Source organism: Spirillospora sp. NPDC046719, assembly GCF_040645715.1.
Lineage (GTDB): Bacteria > Actinomycetota > Actinomycetes > Streptosporangiales > Streptosporangiaceae > Spirillospora.
Window position 1 is genome coordinate 1 of the sequence record NZ_JBEYYT010000126.1, and the last position, 23,633, is coordinate 23,633.

Sequence of the window (23,633 nt, forward strand, 5' to 3'; positions counted from 1 at the left end):
GCTGCACGATCAGCCCGTCGCGGGCGGCGACGCGGCGGCGGTCCTCGGCGTCCTCGGCCGGGAAGCGCGCGCCGCGGCGCTCGGGCACGTGCACGCCGTCCTGGCGCGGGACGTCCCGGCGGACCTGGAGGACCGGACGCCGGACGGGACGCGGATCGGGGTCGGTCCCGCGCTGCCCGGCGCCGAGGCGCCGGAGGCGTGGCGGCTGGCCCGGTCGGCGCTGCGGTTCACGACCCTCGGCGACGGCCTGCCGACGGTGGTGCGCCACGACCGGCTCGGCGGGCTCGCCGCGATCGCCGCTCGGCTGCGGCCGGAGGACATCGCCCGGGTCGCGGACGTGGCGGCGCTCGACCAGCTCGCCGCCGAACCGCACGGCGACGACGTCCTGGCGGTGCTGGTCGCGTTCTGCGCGACGGGCTCGACCCGTAAGGCCGCCGCCCGCGTGCACCGCCACCACAGCACGATCGCGGCGCGGCTGTCGCACGCGGAGCGGCGGCTCGGGTTCTCCTTCCAGGCGCCCGGCGGGCGGCTGCGGCTGGACCTGGCGCTGCTGCTGCGCCACCTGAGGGACGAACCCGGCTGAGTCCCGGTTAACAGATCTGTGTCCTGACTTTTCTTGCCATATTGATCACCCGTAGGCAGCCTCTTCTGGTATGGGAGACGCCCGCCTGACCGTCCTCGTCCCGGTTCCCCCGCCCTTACCACCGAGCGACGGGGGGCGCGCGTGAGCTTCTCCGACTACCTCGCCGACCGGTGGCCGACGATCGCGCGGGAGATGGCCGAGCACGCCGAGGTGGTGCTGATCGCCGTCGGCATCGCCGCGGTGGTCGGGATCGGCCTCGGCATCGCCGTGGAGGGCCGGCCGCGGCTGAGCCGGCTCGCGCTCGGCGTCACCGGCACGATGCTGACCGTCCCGTCGCTGGCGCTGTTCGGACTGCTGATCCCGCTGTTCGGGCTCGGCCTGGCGCCGACGATCACGGCGCTCGTGCTGTACGCGGTGTTCCCGATCCTGCGCAACACGATCACCGGCCTGGAGTCGGTGCCGGGCGCGGTCGAGGAGGCCGCCCGCGGCATGGGGATGGGCCGCGCGAGCCGGCTGCTGCGGATCCGGCTGCCGCTGGCCTGGCCGGTCGTGCTCACCGGCGTCCGGGTCGCCACGATCATGACGGTCGCGATCGCCGCGATCGCCGCCGCCGTCGCCGGCCCCGGGCTCGGCGAGCTGATCTTCGGGGGGCTGTCGCGGATCGGCGGCGCGAACGCGCTGAACGACACGCTGGCCGGCACGCTCGGCGTCGCGCTGCTCGCGCTCGCCCTGGACCTGCTGTTCGCCGCGGCGGCGCGGCTGACCACACCGAGGGGCATGCGATGACGGAGATGATCCGGCTCGACGGCGTCACCAAGCGCTACCCGGGGCAGGACGCCCCGGCCGTCGACGGGCTCACGCTGAGCGTCCGGGAGGGCGAGATCGTCGTGCTGCTCGGGCCGTCCGGCTGCGGCAAGACGACGACGCTGCGGCTCGTCAACCGGCTGATCGAGCCCACCGAGGGGCGCATCTTCCTCGACGGCGAGGACGTCACCCGGGTGAACCCCGACGAGCTGCGCCGCCGCATCGGCTACGTCATCCAGCAGGTCGGGCTGTTCCCGCACATGACGATCGCGGGGAACATCGGCCTCATCCCGCGCACCCTCGGCTGGGACAAGAAGCGCGTCCGCGCCCGCGTCGACGAGCTGCTCGACATGGTCGGCCTGGACCCGGGGACGTTCCGGGGCCGCTACCCCAAGGAGCTGTCGGGCGGGCAGCAGCAGCGGGTCGGGGTGGCCCGCGCGCTCGCCGCCGACCCGCCCGCGATGCTGATGGACGAGCCGTTCGGCGCGCTCGACCCGATCACGCGGGAGCGGCTGCAGGACGCGTTCCTGGAGCTGCAGGCGCGGATCGGCAAGACGATCGTGCTGGTCACACACGATCTGACGGAGGCGCTCAAGCTCGGCGACCGGATCGCGATGCTCGGCGAGCACGCCCGGCTCGTCCAGTACGACACGCCCGCGGCGATCCTCGCCGAGCCCGCGGACGCGTTCGTGGCGTCGTTCGTCGGTGCGGGCGCGGCGATGCGGCGGCTCCGGCTGGTCGAGGTCGGGTCGATCGGGCTGGTGCCGGTCGAGGCGGTCGGCGCCGTGTCGACGAGCGTGCGCGCGGACCAGAGCCTGTACGAGGCGCTCGACGCGATGCTGCGGGCCGGCGACGAGGGCGCGGTCGTGCTGGACGAGGACGGGCGTCCCGCGGGCGCCGTTTCCTGGTCGACCATCGTGCGGGAGACTCCGAGCGGCGGCGGGTCACCGCCCGGCGAGCCGCCGTCGGAGGCGTCCGAGGCGTCCGCCGGGCCGCACGCCGGGCCGCACGCCGGGCCGCCGTCCGGGGAGCGGCCGCTGACGGAGGCGCCGGGCCGGGAGAGCGGCCGCCGATGAGCGTCACCGCGATGCTCGACGGGCGTCCCGACGACCCGCGCGGCGGCCGTCCCGCGCGCGACGAGACCGCCGGGGACAGGGGTCCGCGCTCCGCCACCGGGATGATCGCGACGCCCGTCGTCCTCGTCGTGGCGACCGCCGCGCTCTTCGCCTACCTGCACGGACGGCATCTCGACGCGATCGAGAAGCGCTCGATCAACCGGGACGTGATCACCCAGCGGTTCGTCGAGCACATCGAGCTGGTGGCGGCGTCGACGGCCCTCGTCCTCGCGATCGCGATCCCGCTCGGCGTGCTGCTCACCCGGCCGGGGCTGCGGCCCCTGGCGGCGCCGTTCCTCGCGCTGGCGAACGTCGGGCAGGCCGTCCCGTCCATCGGGGTGCTGGTGCTGCTCGCCGTCACGGTCGGCATCGGCTTCCAGAAGGCGGTGATCGCGCTCATCCTCGTGTCCGCGCTGCCCGTGCTCCGCAACACCATGGTGGGGCTGCAGGGCGTCGACCGCTCGCTGATCGACGCCGGGCGCGGCATCGGGCTGTCCCGGACGGCGGTCCTGCTGCGCGTGGAGCTGCCGCTCGCCGTGCCGGTGATCCTCGCCAGCGTCCGGGTCGCGGTGATCCTCAACGTCGGGAGCGCGACGCTCGCCGCGTTCACCAACGCGGGCGGCCTCGGCGACCTCATCAACACCGGCATCGCGCTGAACCGGACCCCGATCCTGCTCACCGGCAGCGTCCTGACCGCCGTGCTGGCGATGGCGGCGGACTGGCTCATCGGCATCGTCGAGCACTACCTGCGCCCGCGCGGCATCTGAATCCCCCTGAGGAGAGTCACCATGCGCCTGCTCCCCATCGTCGCCTCCGTCGCCGCCGTCGGCCTGACCGCCGGGTGCTTCAGCTCGTCCGGCACCGGTGCCAAGGCGGGCAGCCTGGCCAAGGGCAACTCGCTGAAGGGCGCCACCGTCACGGTCGGCGGCAAGGAGTTCACCGAGCAGCTCGTCCTCTGCCAGATCACGGCGCTGGCGCTGCGGTCGGCCGGCGCGACCGTCAAGGAGAAGTGCGGGCTGCAGGGCAGCAACACCACGCGCGCCGCGCTGACGTCCGGCAGCATCGACATGTACTGGGAGTACACCGGAACGGCCTGGATCAACTACCTGAAGAACACCAAGCCGCTCAACAACCCCACCGAGCAGTACCAGGCCGTCGCGCAGCAGGACCTCGGCAAGAACCACGTGAAATGGCTGGCCGCCGCGCCCGCCAACAACACCTACGCCATCGCGGTGAAGACGACGACGATGCAGCGGCTCGGCATCACGGACCTGTCCGGCTACGCCAAGCTGGCGCACACCGACCCGGCCAAGGCGTCCACGTGCGTGGCCAGCGAGTTCGCCGGGCGCAGCGACGGCTGGCCCGGGCTGCAGAAGGCGTACGGGTTCACGTTGCCGAAGTCGTCGGTCGCGACCCTCGCCGAAGGCGCCATCTACGACGCCATCGGCAAGGGGAAGCCGTGCGACTTCGGGGAGGTCGCGACGACCGACGGACGCATCAAGGCGCTCGGCCTCACCTCGATCCCCGACGACAGGAAGTTCTTCCCCGTCTACAACCCCGCGCTGACCGTGCGCGACGCGGTCGACAAGGACCACCCGGCCATCGAGAAGATCATGAACCCGATCGCGGCGGCGCTCACCGACTCCGTCCTGCAGACCCTCAACGGCGAGGTCGACATCAGGGGCAAGGAGCCCACGGACGTCGCGCAGACCTGGCTCCAGTCGAAGGGGTTCATCGGCAAGTAGATCGGCTGGCAAGGGGCACCGGAAGACTCTGCCAAGCGGCGGGCCGCCGGGCTGTCGGAGTTCGCCGTTCCGCTCCGGCGCTCGCCGGGCAGGACACCAGGGTGGCCGAGTCCGCGTGACCGCGGGGAGGGACCAGGGATGAAACCGTTCGCGTCGTCGGCCGACCTGGCGGAGAAGGAGCGGAGCCTGGAGGTGCTGGCGGACGGCGTCTACGCGCTGACCGCCGAAGGCGATCCGAACGTCGGCGCGGTCGAGGCCGAGGACTTCGTCGTGTGCTTCGAGGCGCTCGCCACGCCGGTGGCGGCGCGCGAGTGGCTGTCGATGCTGCGCGAGCACACCGACAAGCCCGTCCGGTACCTGGTGCTGTCGCACTACCACGCGGTGCGGGTGCTGGGCGCGAGCGCGTTCGGCGCCGACGTCATCGTGGCGCACGAGAAGACCCGCGAGCTGGTCGCCGAGCGCGGGCGGCAGGACTGGGAGTCGGAGCTCGGGCGGATGCCGCGGCTGTTCAAGGAGCCGGCGTCGATCCCGGGCCTGACGTGGCCGACGGCGACGTTCAGCGACCGGTTCACGATCCAGCTCGGCGGCGACCGCGGCGAGCTGGTGCTGCGGTACTGCGGGCGCGGGCACACCGAGGGCGACATCGTGGCGTGGCTGCCGAAGCACAAGGTGCTGTTCGCCGGTGACCTCGTCGAGGCGCAGGCGGCGCTCTACACCGGGGACGCCTTCCACCGGGACTGGGCGTCGGGGACGCTGGACCGGGTCGCGGCCCTGGGCGCCGAGGCGCTGGTGGGCGGCCGAGGCGCGGTGGCGGCCGGCCGTGAGGCGGTGGACGCGGCGATCGGGCAGACGCGGCACTTCCTGCAGGTGATGATCCGCGAGGTGACGGTCGTGCAGGGGCGCGGCGGGACGCTGAAGGAGGCGTTCGAGGCGGTCCACGCCGAGCTGGAGCCGGAGTACGGGCGGTGGCCGATATTCGAGCACTGCCTGCCGTTCGACGTGTCCCGGCTGTGGGACGAGCTGTCCGGCGTCGAGCGCCCCGCCATCTGGACCGCCGAGCGCGACCGGGCCGTCTGGGATGAGCTCCAGGGCTGACCCGGCACCGGCCGGGCCGGACGCGCCGGCCGACGCGCCTGCCGGGGAGGACGCGCCGGTCGTCGTGGCCGGGGCCGGGCCGGTGGGCCTGGTCGCCGCGCTGCTGCTGGCGAGGGCCGGCGTGCCCGCGACCGTCCTGGAGGCCGCGGACCGGTGCGAGCCGGCCGGGTCCAAGGCGATCTGCTTCCAGCGCGACGTCCTCGACGTGCTGGACCGCGCCGGCTGCGCCGAGCGGATGATCGCGCGCGGGGTCACCTGGACGACCGGCCGCACCTACTACCGCGGCACCGAGCTGTTCGCGGTCACGTTCCCCGGCACCGGGCGCGGCGACGTCCCGCCCTGGATCAACATCTCGCAGGCCGAGGTCGAACGGTACCTGCGCGACCTGGCGGACGCCGAGCCGCTGGTGGACGTCCGGTACGGGCACCGCGTCACCGGCCTCCACCAGGACGAGGACGGAGTGCGGGTCCGCGCGGAGACCCCGGGCGGCGAGACCGCCGTCGCCGGAACCCACCTGATCGGCGCGGACGGGTCGCACAGCGCGGTCCGCCGGCTGCTCGGCGTCGGGTTCCCCGGCCGCTCGTTCGACGACCGGTTCCTCATCTGCGACGTCCGCGCCGACCTGCCCTTCCCGAACGAGCGCCGGTTCCACTTCGACCCCGCGTGGAACCCCGGCCGGCAGGTCCTCGTGCACCAGTGCCCCGACCGGACGTGGCGGATCGACTGGCAGATGCCCGCCGGTTACGACTTCGAGGCCGAGCGCGCCTCCGGGGCGCTGGACGCCCGCATCCGGGAGATCACCGGCGACGCCCCCTACGAGATCGTGTGGGCGTCGGTGTACCGCTTCCACCAGCGGTGCGCCGAGACGTTCCGCCGCGGCCGGGCGTTCCTGGCGGGGGACGCGGCGCACCTGTACGCGCCGTTCGGGGCGCGCGGGCTGAACTCCGGCGTCCAGGACGCCGAGAACCTCGCCTGGAAGATCGCGTTCGCCCGCCGCGGCCACGGCTCCGAGCTCCTCCTCGCCAGCTACGACACCGAGCGCCGGGCGGCGGCGCGGGAGAACCTCGCGGTCACCACCCGCACGATGGAGTTCCTCGTCCCCCACACCGACGAGGAGAGGGAACGGCGGCGGACCGCTCTGGACGCCGCGCTCACCGACCCCGGCGCGCGCGCCCGCATCGACTCGGGGAAGCTCGCCGAACCGTACTGGTACCTGGACTCGCCGCTGACCACCCCGTCCGGACCCGCCGACGGGTTCCCGCGCGCCGCCGGAGCCGTCCGCCCGCCGGTCCCCGGCGTCCTGGGCCCCGACGGCCCCTGCGCCGTCGGCGGGCGCGCGACCCGGCTGCGGCGGCTGTTCGGCACGGAGTTCGTCGCCCTGGCCGCCGCCGGGGAGCGCTGCGACCGGATCCGCGCGTCGGCGGCCGGCGTCCCCCTCGCGGTCCACGCCCTGGACGCGATCGACGCCTCCGGCGCCGTCCGGGCCGCGCTGCGGGCGGGCCCCGACACCGTCCACCTCGTCCGTCCCGACGGCCACCTCGCCGCCGTCCTCCCGGCCTTCGACCCCGGCGCGTTCACCGCGGCGCTGCTCCGCGCCTGCGGCCGCCCCTGACCGCACCCGCTCCCGCCTGGGGTCGTACGGGAAAGGGGGGCGGGAGTTGCACAGGCGCCGGGTCCATTCGGTAACCTCGGACTCGGGCCGAGAGGCGCTGCAACGGACGCGCGGGCGTCCGCCACGCTCGGCCCGAGACCGGAACACGCAAGGGCGCCTCCCAACGACACGGGAGGTGGCTGGTGGGCATGACCGAAGAGCTGCGCAGGCTTCTGGACGAGCGGATCGTGGTGCTCGACGGGGCGTGGGGCACGATGCTCCAGGGCGCCGGGCTCACCCCCGAGGACTACCGGGGCGACCTCATCGGCGGCGACCACGAGAAGGACGTCACCGGCGACCCCGACCTGCTGAACCTCACCCGTCCCGACGTGATCCTGGACGTCCACCGGCAGTACCTCGAGGCCGGCGCCGACGTCACGACCACGAACACCTTCACCGCGACCAGCATCGGGCAGGCCGACTACGGGCTGGAGGGCCTGGTCCGCGAGATGAACGTGCAGGGCGCCCGGCTCGCCCGGCAGGCGGCCGACGAGTACGGGAACCGGTTCGTCGCCGGGTCCGTCGGCCCGCTCAACGTCACCCTGTCGCTGTCGCCCCGCGTCGAGGACCCGGCCTACCGCGCCGTCACCTTCGACCAGGTCAAGGCCTCCTACGCGGAGCAGATCGCGGGCCTCGCCGAGGGCGGCGTCGACCTGCTGCTGATCGAGACGATCTTCGACACGCTGAACGCGAAGGCCGCCATCGCCGCGGCCCGCGAGGTCGCCCCCGAGCTGCCGCTGTGGATCTCGGTGACGATCGTCGACCTGTCCGGCCGGACGCTGTCCGGGCAGACCGTCGAGGCGTTCTGGCGCTCGATCGAGCACGCCGAGCCGCTGGTCGTCGGCGTGAACTGCTCGCTGGGCGCCGAGGAGATGCGCCCGCACGTCGAGGAGCTCGCGCGCCTCGCCGGCACCTACACCGCCTGCCACCCGAACGCGGGCCTGCCGAACGCCTTCGGCGGCTACGACCAGACGCCGGACGAGATGGGCGTGAAGCTCGGCGACTTCGCCGCGGCGGGCATGGTCAACGCCGTCGGCGGCTGCTGCGGCACCGGCCCCGCGCACATCGCCCGCATCGCCGGCGCGGTGCGCGGCAGCGCCCCGCGCGAGGTCGCCGCGCCCGGCGCCGCGACCCGCTTCAGCGGCCTGGAGCCGTTCGAGATCGGCCGGGACACCGGCTTCGTCATGATCGGCGAGCGCACCAACGTCACCGGCTCCAAGCGGTTCCGCAAGCTCATCGAGGCGGGCGACCACCAGGCCGCCGTGGACGTGGCGCTGGAGCAGGTGCGCGGCGGCGCCAACCTCCTCGACGTCAACATGGACGCCGACCTGCTCGACAGCGAGCGGGAGATGACCACGTTCCTCAACCTGATCGCGACCGAGCCCGAGGTGGCCCGCATCCCGATCATGGTGGACAGCTCGCGGTGGAGCGTGCTGGAGGCCGGGCTGAAGACCGTCCAGGGCAAGGGCGTCGTCAACTCGATCAGCCTCAAGGAGGGCGAGGAGCCCTTCCTGGAGCAGGCCCGCCGCATCCGCGACTTCGGCGCCGGCGTCGTCGTCATGGCGTTCGACGAGCAGGGCCAGGCCGACACCGCCGACCGCAAGGTGGAGATCTGCGGCCGTGCCTACGACCTGCTCACGCAGCGGGCCGGGTTCGCGCCCGAGGACATCATCTTCGACCCGAACGTGCTGGCCGTCGCGACCGGCATCGCCGAGCACAACGGCTACGCCAAGGCGTTCATCGACGCGCTGCCGCGGATCAAGGAGCGCTGCCCCGGCGCCCGCACCAGCGGCGGCATCTCGAACCTGTCGTTCTCGTTCCGCGGCAACGAGGTCGTCCGCGAGGCGATGCACTCGGCGTTCCTGTTCCACGCGGTGAAGGCCGGGCTGGACATGGGCATCGTCAACGCCGGGCAGCTCGCCGTCTACGAGGACATCCCCGCCGACCTGCTCGAACTCGTCGAGGACGTGCTGTTCGACCGGCGCCCGGACGCCACCGACCGGCTCGTGTCGTTCGCCGAGAACGTCAAGGGCGAGGGCACGCGGCGCGAGGTCGACCTGTCCTGGCGGGACGCGCCGGTGGAGCAGCGGCTGTCGCACGCCCTCGTGCACGGGATCGTCGACTTCATCGAGGAGGACACCGAGGAGGCCCGGCAGAAGCTGCCGCGCCCGCTCGACGTCATCGAGGGCCCGCTGATGGACGGCATGAAGGTCGTCGGCGACCTGTTCGGGTCCGGCAAGATGTTCCTGCCGCAGGTGGTCAAGAGCGCCCGCGCGATGAAGCGCTCGGTCGCCTACCTGGAACCGTTCATGGAGGCCGAGAAGGAGAAGGCGCTGGCCGAGGGCCGCGTCCAGAACGACCGCGGCCAGGGCAAGATCGTCCTCGCGACGGTCAAGGGCGACGTGCACGACATCGGCAAGAACATCGTCGGCGTCGTCCTCGGCTGCAACAACTACGACGTCGTCGACCTCGGCGTGATGGTGCCCGCCGCGAAGATCCTCGACACCGCGATCGCGGAGGGCGCCGACGCGGTCGGGCTGTCCGGGCTGATCACCCCGTCGCTGGACGAGATGGTGTCGGTCGCCACCGAGATGCAGCGCCGCGGGATGAACCTGCCGCTGCTGATCGGCGGCGCCACCACGTCCCGCCAGCACACCGCGGTGCGGATCGCGCCCGCCTACGACCAGACGACCGTGCACGTGCTGGACGCCTCCCGCGTCGTCGGCGTCGTCTCGGACCTGCTCGACCCCGAGCGCGCCGACGCCCTCGCGATCTCCAACGCCGAGGAGCAGCAGCGGCTCCGCGAGCAGCACGAGAAGAAGCAGCGCGCGCCGATGCTGACCATCGAGCAGGCCCGCGCGAACCGCGAGACCGTGCCCTTCGACGACCTGCCCGTGCCCGCCTTCACCGGGGTGCGCATCCTCGAGCCCGGTCTGGAGGAGCTGCGCGCGATGATCGACTGGCAGTTCTTCTTCCTCGCCTGGGAGCTGAAGGGCAAGTACCCGGCGATCCTCAACCAGCCGGTCGCGCGGGAGCTGTTCGACGACGGCAACAGCCTGCTCGACAAGATCATCGCGGACGGGCTGCTGCGCGCCCGCGGCGCCTACGCGTTCTGGCCCGCGCACTCCGACGGCGACGACATCGTCCTCGACACCGAGGACGGGACGCGGTTCCCGATGCTGCGGCAGCAGACCGCCAAGCCGGAGGGCCGCCCCAACCGGTGCCTGGCCGACTACATCGCCCCGGCAGGAGACCACCTCGGCGGGTTCGCGGTCACGGTGCTCGGCGCGGAGGAGCTCGCCGCGCAGTTCGAGGCCGACAACGACGACTACCGGTCGATCATGGTGAAGGCGCTCGCGGACCGGCTCGCCGAGGCGTTCGCCGAGTACGCCCACCTCCAGGCGCGGCGCGACTGGTTCGAGCCGGACGCCGACCCGAAGCTGGAGGACCTGCACGCCGAGCGGTTCCGCGGCATCCGCCCCGCCCTCGGCTACCCGGCGAGCCCCGACCACAGCGAGAAGAAGGACCTGTTCGAGCTGCTCGGCGCGGACCGCCTCGGCATCGGGCTGACCGAGTCGTACGCGATGACGCCGGCCGCCAGCGTCAGCGGGCTGATCTTCGCGCACCCGTCCGCGCGGTACTTCACCGTCGGGCGGATCGGCCGCGACCAGACCGAGGACTACGCGGCGCGGCGCGGGCTCGCCCTTCCCGAAATCGAGCGGTGGCTGCGCCCGAATCTCGCCTACGAAACGGAATGAGCTGCGGCGGCGGCCACCGTGCTGTCCTGATCCGGCCAATGTCCCGCGGCGCGGGAGTGCCTTTCGTCCGGTAATCGAAATGACCCGGTAAAGGGCCGCGCATTACCATGGCCCGCGTGTCGGTTGCGCTGGCTGCCCGGGCGGTCCCGAGGAAGTGGAGCACCCCGCGCTGGCTGTGGACGGTGCTGGCGGCGGCCGTCGGGCTCGCGGTGCTGTCCTGGCTGGCGGCGACGGCGGTGCTGGTCGGAAGCCGGTCGGCGGTGTCGTCGGTGAAGGACGGCGGCGTCCCCGCCTACGTCAGCGCCCGCACCGCGCACGCCGCGCTGTCGGACGCCGACCGGGCCGCGTGGCAGAGCTTCCGCTCCGGCGCGGCGCAGCTCATCGGCCCCGGCCAGCGGTTCCGGGACGACCTGACGACGGCCGGCGACAATCTCGCGCACCTCGCCGAACTCGATTTCGGCGGCGCCGCCGGACGCGATCTGCTGCGCGCGGTGAACGCGCAGGTCGTCACCTATCAGGGGCTCGTGGAACAGGCCGACGCCACCTATCGGGAAGGGCTCGAAAAACTCGGGTACGCCTATCTCGGCTACGCCTCCGACCTGCTGCACGGCGACGGCGGGCTGCTCTCCCGGATCGACGAGATCGCGCGGCGGGACCTGCGCGGCATCGACGACCGGCGGGACTCGGCCTGGGCCGGCGGCGGCCTCGCGCTCGGCACCGCCGCGCTCGGCGCGGTCCTGCTCGCCGTCCTCGGCTACGCGCAGGTGTCGATGGCGCGGCGGTTCCGGCGGCTGCTCAACCTGCCGCTGGCCGCCGCGAGCGTCCTGCTGGTCGGGCTGCTCGTCTGGACGTCCCTGACGTTCCTGCACGTCGACCACGCCTTCGCGGACGCGTCCGACCACAGAGTGCCCGCATTCGACCGGACGCTGCAGGCGCAGATCCGCGACGCGGACGCCGGGTCCGGCGCGCTCCGCGCCGGACGCACCGCGCCGCAGGGCGGCGGCCTCGACATCGCCGCGGCGGACAAGGCGCAGCGGCCCCTGGAGGCGAAGCTGTCCGACGCCACCGACACCCGCGGCCTGGACGCCGGCCTGCCGCTGCTGTCGCTGGCCGTGGCGGGGCTCTCCGCCCTCGGCCTGTGGATCCGGCTCCGCGAGTACAGGAGATGACCGTGCGACTGCTGGCAGCGCTCCTCCTGCTCTGCGCGTTCACCACCGTGTCCTGCGGCGGCGCCGGCTCCGGGCAGAGCGTCACGGTGCTCGGCTCGTGGACGGGCGCCGAGGGCGACGCGTTCCGCGAGGTGCTGGCCGGCTTCGAGAAGAGCACCGGCATCCACGTCGACTACACGGGCACCCGCGACGCCCGCGCCATCCTCGCCAGCGAACTGCACGACGGCACGCCGCCCGACACCGCCGTCCTCGCCACGCCCGGCGACCTGCGCACCTACGCCGCCGGCGGGGAGTTGGCGCCGGTCGGCGGCGCGCAGCAGGGCATCGGCGGCGACCTGACCGGCGCGACCGGCCCGGACGGCGTCCGCCGCCCCTACGGCATCGTCGTCAAGGCGGCCGTGAAGGGCCTGATCTGGTACGCCCCGCGGACCCTGCCGGCGGCGACGCGGGCGCGGCTCGCGCAGCCCATCGGGTCCTTCGCCGACCTGGCGAGGATCGCGTCCGGCGCGGCGGCGAAGCCCTGGTGCCTCGGCCTGGAGGACACGTCCAACTCGGGCTGGCCGGGCACCGACTGGATCGAGGACGTCGTGCTGCACGAGTCCGGCGCCGCCGTCTACGACCAGTGGGTGTCCGGGAACCTGGAGTGGACGTCGGACCCGATCCGCAAGGCGTGGCAGACGTTCGGGAGCGTGGTGGCCGGCACCCGCTCCGGCACGGACGCCATCCTGCTCACCGGCTACGGCAAGGCGGGCGCGCCGATGTTCGCGAACCCGCCGGGCTGCCTGTTCGACCACGAGGCGTCGTTCATCACCGCCTTCTACGGGCAGACCTCCGGCCGCCCGCAGGCGGGACGCGACTACGACTTCGTGCCGTTCCCGGGCGGGCGGGCGGTGGAGATCGGCGGCGACCTGCTCGGCATGTTCCGCGCCACGCCGGCCGCCCGCAGGCTCGTCGCGTACCTGACGACGGCGAAGGCCCAGGAGGCGTGGATCAAGCGCCCGGGGAGCGGCGCGTTCTCGCTCAACCGGTCCGTCCCGCCGGGCGACTACCCGGATCCGCTGTCGCGGCGGATCGCGCAGACCCTGGCGAGAGCGGGGACGGTCCGCTTCGACGCCTCGGACTCGATGCCGACCGTGATGGCCGCCGCGTTCGACCACGCCGTCCTGGAGTACGTCACCGACCCCACCGCGCAGCGCCTCGACCGGATCCTGCGCTCGCTGGACCAGGTCCGCTGCACGATTGGCTCCGCCTCCGCGCCGCCCCGCAACTGCTGACCGGCGGGTCGCCGGGACCGCCCGCGAGGACGGCCCCGGCGTCCGGCGCGCCGTCAGGCGCTCGGGCCCGTGATGGACCGCCGGGCTGACGGTGAACGACGCCGTGAAGGAGACGGCGGTGCCGGCCGCGATTCCGCAGCCTCCGCCGTAACCGACGGCGCCCTGCCCGGGTCCGCAGCACCGAACCGCTGTTGGTGTAGGTGGCGTTGAGGGCGGACAGGATGAAGGAGCACGAGGTGCTGTGGACGATGACGAACGGGTTGAACACCGTCAGTTCGCTCCGTCCCGCCGCGGCGTCGTAACTCTTCCCGTCCAGGATGTCGCCGGTCCAGCCACTGGAGATCGAGACGCCCCACGCCACGCCCTTGGCGTCCGTGCAGTTCTCGGCATAGCCGTTCCCGATGCGCCCGAGCCCGGCCGGGCCGGAGGACACGCTCGGCAGCGTTCCGGCGAGGTGCATGGTGGGGCAGGTGATGGCCGTGCCGCCCGCCGTGATGGTCAGGGTCCCGGAGTCGGCGGCGGTTCCGAGCTTGCGCATCGGTGGAGGATCCCTTCGGGGACGGCGATGGTCCCTTCTATGACCCCCGCGGGAGGGGGAACGTGACAGCCGGGTCCGCCTGCACGAGGGCCAGGGCGAGGTGGGCGAAGCGGTCGGCCACCTCGGCGGCGGTGAGCGGGCCGCCCTCGCGGAACCACACCGACACGCCCGTCGCCATCGTGAGGATGCCGCGGACGGCCTCGGCCGGGTAGGGCGTGCCGAACGCGCCGGACGCGGCGCCCTCGTTCACGACGCGGTGGAACATCCGCTCGTGCTTGTCGCGCTTGGCGATGAGCAGGGCGCGCTCGCGCCGCTCGATGCTGTGCATCTCGCCGACGCCGAGCACGGCCTCGCGGCGCAGCTCGGTGTGCACGAGGACGTGCTCGCGGACGAGCCGGCGCAGCCGCACGGCGGGGTCGGGCGGGGCGTCGGCCAGGACGGCCGCGCAGCGGTCGATGAGGTGGTCGATGGTCCGGTGCATGATCGCCACGAGCAGGTCGTGCTTGGAGCCGAAGTAGTGGTAGAGCACCGCCGGGCTCATCCCGGCGCGGTCGGCGATGTCGCGGACGGACGTCCCGTTGAAGCCCTTCTCCGACATCGTCTCGACGGCCGCCGAGATGAGGATCCGGGTGCCGGGCGTGTCGGTCGGCCGGGACAGCGCGTCGCTCGACGTGGGCGTGACGTCGGCGGTGGTGCGGTGGGCCGGCGTGCCGCGCCCGCGGGACGCGCGCCGCGGTCCGGCGCCTGCGTCGTCGTCCACGAAGATCCTCCTCTGGATTCCACCTGTATTCCAACGTACATTCGTTCAATGCCATCCCAGCCGGCAACCGGGAGTGTGACACCGTGACCGCACCCGTCCCCGATCCGCTGGCGGCGCTGACCGCCGCCCACCCGTCCAAGACCGCGATCATCGAGGGGGAGCGGCGGCTGAGCTACGCCGCGTTCAACGCGCTGGTCAACCGGTACGCCAACGTGCTGGTGGGCCTCGGTGTCCGGGCCGGCACCAAGGTGGCCTGGTGCGGGCGCAACAGTACCGAGGTCGTCGCCCTGATCGCCGCGCTGCGCAAGGCCGGCGCGGTCGGCGTCCCGCTGAACTACCGGCTGAGCCCCGAGGAGGCGTCCTACGTCGTCGCGAACGCCGACAGCGCGCTGGTGCTGTTCGACGTGGAGCAGGCGCCGCAGCTGGAGGTCGCGGCGCGCGAGGTCGAGGGCGTCCGCGGCTGGCTGGCGTTCCGGAGCGGCGCCGGCGGGGTGCCGGACTGGGCGTCGGACCTGGACGCCGACGCGGCCGCGAGCCCGGAGACCGAACCGGCCGCCGCGGGCGACGACCCGGCGGCGGGCACCGCGATGTTCTACACGTCCGGGACGACCGGCAAGCCGAAGGGCGTGGTGCGCGGGCAGCCGGACCCGGAGATCGTCATCGGGCTGGTGACGGAGATCGGCTACCGGCCCGACGACGTGTACCTGACGACCGGCCCGCTCTACCACTCCGGCCCGATGAGCTTCATGCTGATCGTCCAGCAGATGGGCGGGACCGTCGTGGTGATGCGCGACTTCGACCCCGAGCGCTGGCTGGAGCTGGTCGAGGAGCACAAGGTGACCGCGACGTTCTCGGCGCCGACCCCGGTCCGGCGCGTGCTGGACCTGCCGGACGAGGTGATCGCGGCCCGCGACCTGTCGTCGCTGCGGCGGTTCATCGCCAACGCGGCGCCCTGGCCGTTCGAGCTGAAGCGCCGCTACGTCGAGAAGATCGGCGACGGGTCGCTGTTCGAGGTGTACGGGTCGACGGAGCTGGGCGTCGACACGATCCTGCGGCCGGAGGACCAGATGCGCAAGCCGGGCAGCTGCGGGCGGCCCGCGCCCGGCATCGAGATCGCGCTGTTCGACGACAAGGGCGAGCGCGTCGAGGAGCCGCAGGTGCCCGGCGACCTGTACGTGCGCAGCAAGGCGACGTTCGACGCCTACTACAAGGCGGACCGCAAGTTCGAGGACGCCCGGCTCGGCGAGTGGCTCACGGTTGGCGACATCGCCTACCGCGACGAGGAGGGCTTCTACTACATCTGCGACCGCCGCACCGACATGATCATCTCGGGCGGGATGAACATCTACCCGGCCGAGATCGAGGCGGTGCTGACCGCGCATCCGGCGATCGCGGACGCGGCCGTGTTCGGGATCCCGTCGCAGGAGTGGGGCGAGTCCGTGCACGCGGCGATCGTGCCGCACCCGGGCGCCGAGGCGTCCGACGCGGACCTGGACGCGTTCTGCCGCGAGCACCTCGCCTCGTACAAGGTGCCGCGCGGCTACGACCGGATCGCCGAGGTGCCGCGCAACCCGTCGGGCAAGGCGCTCAAGCGGCGGCTGCGCGACCCGTACTGGGAGTCGCAGGGGACCAGGATCGGCTGACCCGGGGCGGCTTCCCCGGGAGCCGCCTCCGGTGCCAAGCTGACCTGAGCAAGCGTTAGGGAGGGTGTGTGGACTTCGAGCTGCCCGCGGAGCTGACCCGGCTCCTGGCCGATCTCGACGCGTTCATCGAGCGGGAGATCGCGCCGCTGCAGGCGCAGGACGACAACGAGCGCTTCTTCGACCACCGCCGCGAGTACGCGCGGACCGACTTCGAGAACGGCGGCGTGCCGCGCCCGGAGTGGGAGGAGCTGCTCGGCGAGATGTTCCGGCGGGCCGACGCGGCCGGCTGGCTGCGCTACGGCCTGCCCGGGTCGCTCGGCGGCTCGGACGGCACCAACCTGGACATGGCGGTGATCCGCGAGCACCTCGCCCACAAGGGCCTCGGCCTGCACAACGACCTGCAGAACGAGTCGTCGGTCGTGGGGAACTTCCCGTTCGCCCACATGCTGCTGGAATTCGGGACGGACGAGCAGAAGGAGGAGTTCCTGCGGCCGATGCTCGCCCGCGAGAAGCGCATCGGCTTCGGGCTCACCGAGCCCGGCCACGGCAGCGACGCGACCTGGATGGAGACCACCGCCGTCCGGGACGGCGGCGACTGGGTGATCAACGGCGCCAAGCGCTTCAACTCCGGCATGCACTCGGCCACCCACGACGTGGTGTTCGCCCGCACGTCCGGGAAGCCGGGCGACGCGCGCGGGATCACCGCGTTCTTCGTCCCGACCGACGCGCCGGGGTTCTCCGTCGACTTCCACTGGTGGACGCTCAACATGCCCACCGACCACGCGGAGGTCACGATCCGGGACGTCCGCGTGCCGGACTCGGCGGTGTTCGGCGCCGAGGGGGAGGGGCTGGCGGTCGCGCAGACCTTCGTGCACGAGAACCGGATCCGGCAGGCCGCGTCCGGGGTCGGCGCGGGCCAGTACTGCATCGACCGCAGCGTCGAGTACGCGCGGGAGCGGGTGACGTTCGGGCAGCCGCTCGCCACCCGGCAGGCGATCCAGTGGCCGCTGGTGGAGCTGCAGACCGAGGCGGAGATGCTGCGCGGGCTCGTCCGCAAGACGGCGTGGGAGCTGGACCGGGTCCCGCACGTGCGGATCAGCGACAAGGTCTCGATGTGCAACTACCGCGCCAACCGGTTCGTGTGCGAGGCGGCCGACCGCGCGATGCAGGTGCACGGCGGCCTCGGCTACACCCGGCACACCCCGTTCGAGCACATCTACCGGCACCACCGCCGCTACCGGATCACCGAGGGCGCCGAGGAGGTCCAGATGCGCAAGGTGGCGGGCTACCTGTTCGGCTTCGCCGGCCCGAACAAGGCCGGCCGCGCGGAGAGGAAGGGCTGAGGCCGATGCCGGACGCGCGCGCCGCCGGCCCCGGGCCGCCGGGGATCGACGCCGAGCGGGTGGGGGAGTGGCTGGCGTCCCACGTCGGCGGGCTGACCGCCCCGGTCCGGTTCGCGCTGGTGTCGGGCGGCCGTTCCAACCTCACCTACCGGGTCACCGACGCGGCGGGCGCCGTGTTCGCGCTGCGCCGCCCGCCGACGGGCGGCGTGCTGGAGACGGCGCACGACATGGGGCGGGAGTGGCGGTTCATCTCGGCGATGGCCGGGACCGCCGTCCCCGTCGCGCCGCCGCTGGCGTTCTGCGACGACGCCGCCGTCACCGGGGCGCCGTTCTACGTGATGGGGTTCGTGGACGGGACCGTCCTCGCCGACCGCGCCGCCGCCGAGAAGCTGGCGCCCGAGGCGAGGGCGAGCGCCTGCGAGAACCTCGTGGACGTGCTCGCCGCACTGCACGCCCTCGATCCTCACGAGGTCGGGCTCGGCGACATGGTCCGCCGCACCGGCTTCGCCGAGCGGCAACTGCGGCGCTGGCGGCACCAGGCGCACCAGTCCGGCGCCGCCTACCTCCCGCTGCTCGACGAGGTGCACGACATGCTCGCCGCGCGCGTCCCGAAGCAGGGCACCGGCATCGTGCACGGCGACTACCGTCCGGGGAACCTCGCGTTCGGCCCCGACGGGACGGTCCGCGCGGTGTTCGACTGGGAGCTGGCGACGTCCGGCGACGCCCTCGCCGACCTCGGCTACACCGTCTCGACCTGGCAGGAGCCGGACGATCCGCCAGGCGCCGCGCCGCTCGGGCCGACGACCGTGCCGGGGTTCGCGTCCCGCGCCGACCTGGCCGGGCGGTACGCGCGGCTGTCGGGACGCGACCTGTCGGACCTGCCGTACTGGACGGCTTTCGCGCACTGGCGGTCGGCGTGCATCGGCGCCGGGGTGCAGGCCCGCTACCTCGCCGGTCACATGGCCGACGACGGCTACCTCGCGGAGGCCCGCGAGCGCGCGGCCCTCGGCGTCGAGCTGGCAGAGAAGGCCCGCGCCGCCCTGCGCGCGGACGAGATCTGACGAGCGGCGACGAGTTCTGACGAGCGGGGACGCTGACGAGTGGAGGCGACGAGATGACAGAGGACTACCGCGCCAGGGTGCGCGCGTGGCTGGCCGCGAACGCCCCCGGCCCGGTCGGCGGCCTGCCGCCCGGAGAGCAGCTGAGCGCGGCCAAGCGGTTCCAGGCGGCGCTGTACGAGGCGGGCTTCGCGGGCATCACCTGGCCGAAGGAGGCCGGCGGGCAGGGCCTCGGCACGGCCGAGCAGCAGATCTTCGCCGAGGAGGCCGCCGAGTACGACCTGCCGACCTACCCGTTCATCGTCAACATGGGCATGTGCGGGCCGACGCTGGTCGACATCGGCACCGCCGAGCAGAAGAGCCGCTACCTGCGCCCGCTGCTGAGCGGCGAGGAGATCTGGTGCCAGCTGTTCTCCGAGCCGGGCGCCGGGTCGGACGTGGCGAGCCTGCAGACCAGGGCCGTCCGCGACGACGGCGGCTGGGTGGTGAACGGGCAGAAGGTCTGGACGACGAACGCGCAGTGGGCCGACTTCGGCGCGCTGCTCGCCCGCACCGACCCCGACGTCCCGAAGCACGCGGGCCTCACCATGTTCATCGTGGACATGCGCGCGCCGGGGGTGACCGTCCGGCCGCTGAAGGACATGTCCGGCAAGGCGCCGTTCAACGAGGTCTACCTCGACGACGTGCGGATCCCCGCGGACGCCGTCATCGGCGAGGTCGGGCAGGGCTGGCGGGCGGCGATCACCATGCTCGGGCACGAGCGGGTGGCGATCGGCGGGTCCCGCCCGTCCCGCAACAGCGCGCTGACGTTCGACGCGGTGCTGGCCCTGGCCCGCCGGCAGGGCGCGACCGACGTCCCGGCGCACCGCGAGCGGCTCGCCGGGCTGTACGCGCACGAGCGCGCGCTTGAGCTGTTCAACGCGCGGCTGCGGCAGGAGGCGCAGGCAGGCCGCCCGCCGGGGGCGCGCGGCTCGGTCGGCAAGCTGGCCGGCGCGCTCCAACTGCGCCGCGCCATCGAGGTCGCGGGGGAGCTGGCGGGCGCGGGCGCGGTCGCGTGGGAGCCCGGCGACCGGCACGGCGACGACCTCGCGCTGAGCATCAACTCGGCGCCCGCCACCGGCATCGCGGGCGGCACCAACGAGGTGCAGCGGAACATCATCGGCGAGCGCGTCCTCGGGCTGCCGAAGGAGCCGCAGGTGGACCGGGACGTCCCGTTCCGCGAACTCAAGGTCGGCACGCAGCGGACGGAGGACGCCCGATGAGGCTCGTTCTGGACCCCGAGCAGGAGGAGCTGCGGGCCACCGTCCGCAAGGTGCTGGCCGACCGGGCGCCGAGCGCGAAGGTCCGCGAGGCGATGGACTCCCCGGACGGGTTCGACCGGGCGCTCTGGCGCACCCTCGGCGACCTCGGCGTCCTCGGCCTGGTCGTGCCGGAGTCGTTCGGCGGCGCCGGCGCGGGCCACGTGGAGCGCGCCGTCGTCCTGGAGGAACTCGGCGCCGCACTGACGCCCTCGCCGTTCCTCGCCTCCGCCGTGCTCGCGACGGACGCGCTGCTCGCCCTCGACGACGTTGGCGCCGGCGGCGACCACCTGCCCCGGCTCGCCGCCGGCGAGCTGATCGGGACCGTCGCCGCCGCCGAGGACGGCGCCTGGGACCTCGCGGGCGGCGCGACCACGGCCGCCGAGCGCGACGGACGCTGGGAGCTGACCGGCACCAAGACCCCCGTGCTCGCCGGCGACTCCGCCGACCTGCTCCTGGTCTACGCCCGCGCCCCCGGTGGACCCGGCTGGTTCGCGGTGGAGGGTGGCGCGCCCGGGGTCGCCCGCACGACCCTGACCGGCCTCGACCCGACGCGGCGGCTCGCGCGGATCGACTTCGCCGCCGCCCCCGCCCGCAGGCTGGTCAGCGCCGACCCCGGCGCCGCGCTGGAGACCGTCACCGGCCTCGCCGCCGTCGCCCTGGCCGCCGAGCAGGCCGGCGGGATGCGGCGCGCGATGGAGATGACCGTCGACCACGCCAAGGCGCGGGTGCAGTTCGGCCGCCCGATCGGCTCCTACCAGGCGGTCAAGCACGGCTGCGCCGACATGTACGGCGCGTGGGAGCTCGCCGTGTCCGTCGTGCGGTACGCCGCCTGGACCGCCGACCACGACCTGGCCGAACTGCCCACGGCCGCCGCGCTGGCGCAGACCTACATCGGGCCCGCCTACTTCCGGACGGCGACGGACATGGTCCAGTTCCACGGAGGCATCGGCTACACCTGGGAGCACGACGCGCACCTGTACTACAAGCGCGCCAAGAGCTCCGAGCTGCTGTTCGGCCCCCCGAGCGCGCACCGCGCCCGCCTCGCCGACCAGCTCCAGATCTAGCGGCCCCAGATTCCAGCGCCCCCAGAACTAGCGGCCCTCCAGGACGGCGCGGGCGGCGTTGTGGCCGGGGATGCCGCTCACGCCCCCGCCGCGCCGCGCGCCCGCGCCGCACAGCAGCAGGCGCGGGTGGGCGGTCTCGACGCCCCACCGCTCCGCCGCGCCCTCCGCGTAGGGCCAGGCGAGGTCGCGGTGGAAGATGTGGCCGCCGGGCAGGCCCGCGTCCCGTTCGAGGTCGACCGGCGTCTTCACCTCCAGGCAGGGCGCGCCGTCCGGCGCGCGGAGCAGGCAGTCCTCGATCGGCTCGGCGAGCACGGAGCCGAACGAGGCGAGCGTCGCGCGCAGCGCCTCGTCCCGCGCCCGCGCGGGATCGGCGCGGAACAGACGGGCGGGCATGTGCAGGCCGAACAGGGTCAGCGTGTGCGCCCCGGACCTGCGCAGATCCGGACCCAGGATCGACGGGTCCGTCAGGGAGTGGCAGTACACCTCCGCCGGAGGGACGTCCGGGATCGTCCCGGCCGCCGCCTGCGCGTGGGCGGCGGCGAGCCGGTCGCGCCCCTCGTTGATGTGGAAGGTGCCGCCGAACGCCTCCTCGGGGCGGACCGACGGGTCGCGCAGCCGGGGCAGGCGGGCGAGCACCATGTTCACCTTGAGCTGCGACCCTTCGGGCGGATCCTGCGCTGCTTCGCCGAGGAGCCGGGACAGCACCGAGGGAGGCAGCGCGGCGAGGATCCGGCGCCCGGTGACCGCGTGCTCGGCGCCGTCCGCGTCGCGGAAGGCGACCTCTCCGGACGCCGGGTCGATCGCGAGGACCTCCATCCCGGGCCGCAGCTCCGCGCCCGCCGCCCGCGCCGCGCCGGCGAGCGCCTCCGTCACCGCGCCCATGCCGCCGACCGGCACGTTCCAGTCGCCGGTGCCGTCGCCGATCACGTGGTACAGCAGGCAGCGGTTCGCCAGCAGGGACGGGTCCGCCGGGTCGGCGAAGGTGCCGATCAGCGCGTCGGTCAGCACGATCCCGCGCACCGTGTCGTGGCGGAACAGCGCGTCCACCGACGCGCCGATCGGGCGCTCGAAGAACGTCCGCCACGCCTCGTCGTCGCCGACCGCCGCGCGCAGGGCGGCGCGGTCGGGCAGCGGCTCCAGCAGGGTCGGCGCGACCCGCCGCGCGACGTGCCCGGCCAGGCCGTAGAACCGCCGCCAGGCGGCGAAGTCGCGGCCGTCCCCGGTGACGGACGCGAACGACGCGGCGGTGCGGGCCTCGTCGGCGCCGTCCACCAGCACGCCCGAGTCGCCGGACGGCGTGTAGGAGGCGAACCGGCGCCGCCGCAGCTCGACCGGCAGCCCGAGATCCCGGACGATCTCCGCGGGCAGCAGGCTGACCAGGTACGAGTACCGCGACACCCGCGCGTCGACGCCGGGGAACGGCCGCGCCGACACCGCCAGCCCGCCGAGGTGCGGGAGGCGTTCGAGCACGAGCACGCGCCGGCCCGCGCGCGCGAGGTAGGCGGCGGCGACGAGGCCGTTGTGGCCGCCGCCGGCGACGACGACGTCATAAGCGGGCACCGTGTTCTGAGCGGGCACCGTGTTCTGGGCGGGCACCGTGGTCATCCCTTCAGAAGAGCGTCGGCGGTTCGGCCGGGACGGGCTCGGGGAGCGGTTCCAGCTCGGGGACGAGGGCGCGCACGTCGTCGTGGAAGCGGCGGGCCAGCGGCAGCGCCTCGGCGTTGTCCGGGGTGTGCACGAACACCGTCGGCGAGCGGCCCTCGCGCAGCCAGCCGGCGACCTTCTCCGCCCACGGCCGCCAGCCCTCGACCGTGCGGGACGTGTCGTCGCGGCCGAGGTAGCGGACCACCGGGCGGTCGGTCAGGGCGGGCGCCCGGCGCGGCACGCGCGGCTTCTTCGTCCACGCGTCCCGTTCGGCGTCGCTGGTCGGCGGGCTCCGGAACAGCACGGTCGTGTCGAACGGCACCCATTCCGCCCCGGACCCGGCGAGGACCCGCATGAGGTCGCGGGCGGCCCGGCCGTCCTCGAAGAAGGCCCGGTGCCGGACCTCGGCGGCGTACCGGTACGCGGGCGGCAGGCCGCGCAGGAACGCCGCCAGCGCGCCGAGGTCGTGCGGGCCGAACGCGCCGGGGAGCTGGATCCAGAGGGCGTGGACGCGGGGGCCGAGCGGCTCGATCGCGGCGAGGAACGCCCGCAGGTCCTCGCCGGGGTCCGCGAGCCGGCGCTCGTGCGTGATCGTCTTCGGCAGCTTGAGCAGGAAGCGGAAGTCCGGCTCGGTCTGCCGCGCCCAGGACTCCACCGTCGCCCGTGTCGGCGTCGCGTAGAACGTCGTATTGCCCTCAACGGCGTTGCACCACGACGCGTAGGCGCGCAGACGCTCGGCCGGAGCAAGCGGATGGGGCAGGAACCGGCCCTGCCACGGCGTGTGCGCCCACATCGCGCATCCCACATGAAGCCGCATGGACGCGACGGTAGCGGAGGCGGGGCACGGGCCGATCCGCTCGGTGACGAAACGGGGAACGATCGCCGGTCTCCGGCGGGGGTCGACACCGCCCGACTTCACCGTCCCCTCCTACCTGGGCGGCGTCGGCCGCATCGGCTGACCGCACGGCACCCCGCCGCGACCGCGCGCCGACCGCGCGGCGCGCGGGCAGGCGCGGGGGGGAGCGCGGGAGAGCGGCGGGTAGCGCACGCGGGTGACCAAACCGGGGGAGTGCGCGGAGGGCGCCGGA

At 73.9% G+C, this 23,633-nt stretch carries 19 protein-coding genes; 16 read left to right on the forward strand and 3 right to left on the reverse strand.

Features of this window, described 5'->3' with window-relative positions; all coding sequences use genetic code 11:
* The 10 genes from ABZ914_RS22195 to ABZ914_RS22240 form a co-directional block, all read left to right on the forward strand.
* Positions 1–583 (forward strand): helix-turn-helix domain-containing protein (locus tag ABZ914_RS22195; RefSeq protein WP_500195294.1); only part of this gene is annotated, 583 nt, incomplete at its 5' end.
* A gap of 141 nt (positions 584–724) precedes the next feature.
* Positions 725–1,369, forward strand: a complete 645-nt coding sequence (locus ABZ914_RS22200; protein WP_500195296.1) for an ABC transporter permease — start codon at positions 725–727, stop codon at positions 1,367–1,369.
* Positions 1,366–2,463: an ABC transporter ATP-binding protein gene (locus tag ABZ914_RS22205; RefSeq protein WP_500195298.1), complete on the forward strand. Its 1,098-nt coding sequence runs from the start codon at positions 1,366–1,368 to the stop codon at positions 2,461–2,463. The genes ABZ914_RS22200 and ABZ914_RS22205 overlap by 4 nt, the downstream gene beginning before the upstream one ends.
* Positions 2,460–3,269 carry an ABC transporter permease gene (locus ABZ914_RS22210; RefSeq protein ID WP_500195300.1) on the forward strand — a complete coding sequence of 270 codons (810 nt, stop codon included), beginning with the start codon at positions 2,460–2,462 and terminating at the stop codon, positions 3,267–3,269. The genes ABZ914_RS22205 and ABZ914_RS22210 overlap by 4 nt, the downstream gene beginning before the upstream one ends.
* A gap of 21 nt (positions 3,270–3,290) precedes the next feature.
* Positions 3,291–4,247 carry a glycine betaine ABC transporter substrate-binding protein gene (locus ABZ914_RS22215; protein WP_190858825.1) on the forward strand — a complete coding sequence of 319 codons (957 nt, stop codon included), beginning with the start codon at positions 3,291–3,293 and terminating at the stop codon, positions 4,245–4,247.
* Between the two features lie 138 nt (positions 4,248–4,385).
* Positions 4,386–5,342 carry an MBL fold metallo-hydrolase gene (locus ABZ914_RS22220; protein ID WP_500195302.1) on the forward strand — a complete coding sequence of 319 codons (957 nt, stop codon included), beginning with the start codon at positions 4,386–4,388 and terminating at the stop codon, positions 5,340–5,342.
* Positions 5,326–6,954, forward strand: a complete 1,629-nt coding sequence (locus ABZ914_RS22225; protein WP_500195303.1) for an FAD-dependent monooxygenase — start codon at positions 5,326–5,328, stop codon at positions 6,952–6,954. Before ABZ914_RS22220 ends, ABZ914_RS22225 begins: the two co-directional genes overlap by 17 nt.
* Positions 6,955–7,142: 188 nt before the next feature.
* Positions 7,143–10,751, forward strand: a complete 3,609-nt coding sequence (metH, locus tag ABZ914_RS22230; RefSeq protein ID WP_500195323.1) for a methionine synthase — start codon at positions 7,143–7,145, stop codon at positions 10,749–10,751.
* 116 nt (positions 10,752–10,867) lie between these two features.
* Complete coding sequence (locus ABZ914_RS22235; protein ID WP_500195305.1) at positions 10,868–11,920, forward strand: GlnX family signal transduction membrane protein; 1,053 nt, start codon at positions 10,868–10,870, stop codon at positions 11,918–11,920.
* Positions 11,921–11,922: 2 nt separating this feature from the next.
* On the forward strand, positions 11,923–13,194 hold the full coding sequence (locus tag ABZ914_RS22240; protein ID WP_500195307.1) for an ABC transporter substrate-binding protein: 1,272 nt from the start codon (positions 11,923–11,925) through the stop codon (positions 13,192–13,194).
* A gap of 575 nt (positions 13,195–13,769) precedes the next feature.
* On the opposite strand, the gene ABZ914_RS22245 is transcribed toward ABZ914_RS22240, so the two are convergent.
* Positions 13,770–14,492, reverse strand: a complete 723-nt coding sequence (locus ABZ914_RS22245; protein ID WP_500195309.1) for a TetR/AcrR family transcriptional regulator — start codon at positions 14,490–14,492, stop codon at positions 13,770–13,772.
* 83 nt (positions 14,493–14,575) lie between these two features.
* On the opposite strand from ABZ914_RS22245, the gene ABZ914_RS22250 reads away from it, so the two are divergent.
* The 5 genes from ABZ914_RS22250 to ABZ914_RS22270 all read left to right on the forward strand — a co-directional run bounded on the left by ABZ914_RS22250 (position 14,576) and on the right by ABZ914_RS22270 (position 20,901).
* A complete protein-coding gene (locus ABZ914_RS22250; RefSeq protein ID WP_500195310.1) occupies positions 14,576–16,135 on the forward strand; it encodes a class I adenylate-forming enzyme family protein in 1,560 nt (519 codons plus the stop codon).
* Between the two features lie 68 nt (positions 16,136–16,203).
* Positions 16,204–17,478 carry an acyl-CoA dehydrogenase family protein gene (locus ABZ914_RS22255; RefSeq protein WP_500195312.1) on the forward strand — a complete coding sequence of 425 codons (1,275 nt, stop codon included), beginning with the start codon at positions 16,204–16,206 and terminating at the stop codon, positions 17,476–17,478.
* A 5-nt stretch (positions 17,479–17,483) separates the two neighbouring features.
* Positions 17,484–18,539, forward strand: coding sequence for a phosphotransferase family protein (locus ABZ914_RS22260; RefSeq protein WP_500195314.1), 1,056 nt, complete (start codon positions 17,484–17,486; stop codon positions 18,537–18,539).
* 53 nt (positions 18,540–18,592) lie between these two features.
* Positions 18,593–19,798, forward strand: a complete 1,206-nt coding sequence (locus ABZ914_RS22265) for an acyl-CoA dehydrogenase family protein (protein WP_500195315.1) — start codon at positions 18,593–18,595, stop codon at positions 19,796–19,798.
* Positions 19,795–20,901: an acyl-CoA dehydrogenase family protein gene (locus tag ABZ914_RS22270; protein WP_500195317.1), complete on the forward strand. Its 1,107-nt coding sequence runs from the start codon at positions 19,795–19,797 to the stop codon at positions 20,899–20,901. Before ABZ914_RS22265 ends, ABZ914_RS22270 begins: the two co-directional genes overlap by 4 nt.
* 27 nt (positions 20,902–20,928) lie before the next feature.
* Here the strand turns inward: ABZ914_RS22270 and ABZ914_RS22275 are convergent, their stop codons facing one another.
* The gene (locus ABZ914_RS22275; RefSeq protein WP_500195319.1) at positions 20,929–22,506 is read right to left on the reverse strand and encodes a phytoene desaturase family protein; all 1,578 of its coding nucleotides are present in this window, start codon (positions 22,504–22,506) and stop codon (positions 20,929–20,931) included.
* 4 nt (positions 22,507–22,510) lie between these two features.
* Positions 22,511–23,362: a DUF72 domain-containing protein gene (locus ABZ914_RS22280; RefSeq protein WP_190858856.1), complete on the reverse strand. Its 852-nt coding sequence runs from the start codon at positions 23,360–23,362 to the stop codon at positions 22,511–22,513.
* On the opposite strand from ABZ914_RS22280, the gene ABZ914_RS22285 reads away from it, so the two are divergent.
* The gene (locus tag ABZ914_RS22285) at positions 23,361–23,504 is read left to right on the forward strand and encodes a hypothetical protein (RefSeq protein ID WP_500195321.1); all 144 of its coding nucleotides are present in this window, start codon (positions 23,361–23,363) and stop codon (positions 23,502–23,504) included. The two genes, ABZ914_RS22280 and ABZ914_RS22285, sit on opposite strands and share 2 nt — an antisense overlap.
* Positions 23,505–23,633 lie beyond the last annotated feature (129 nt).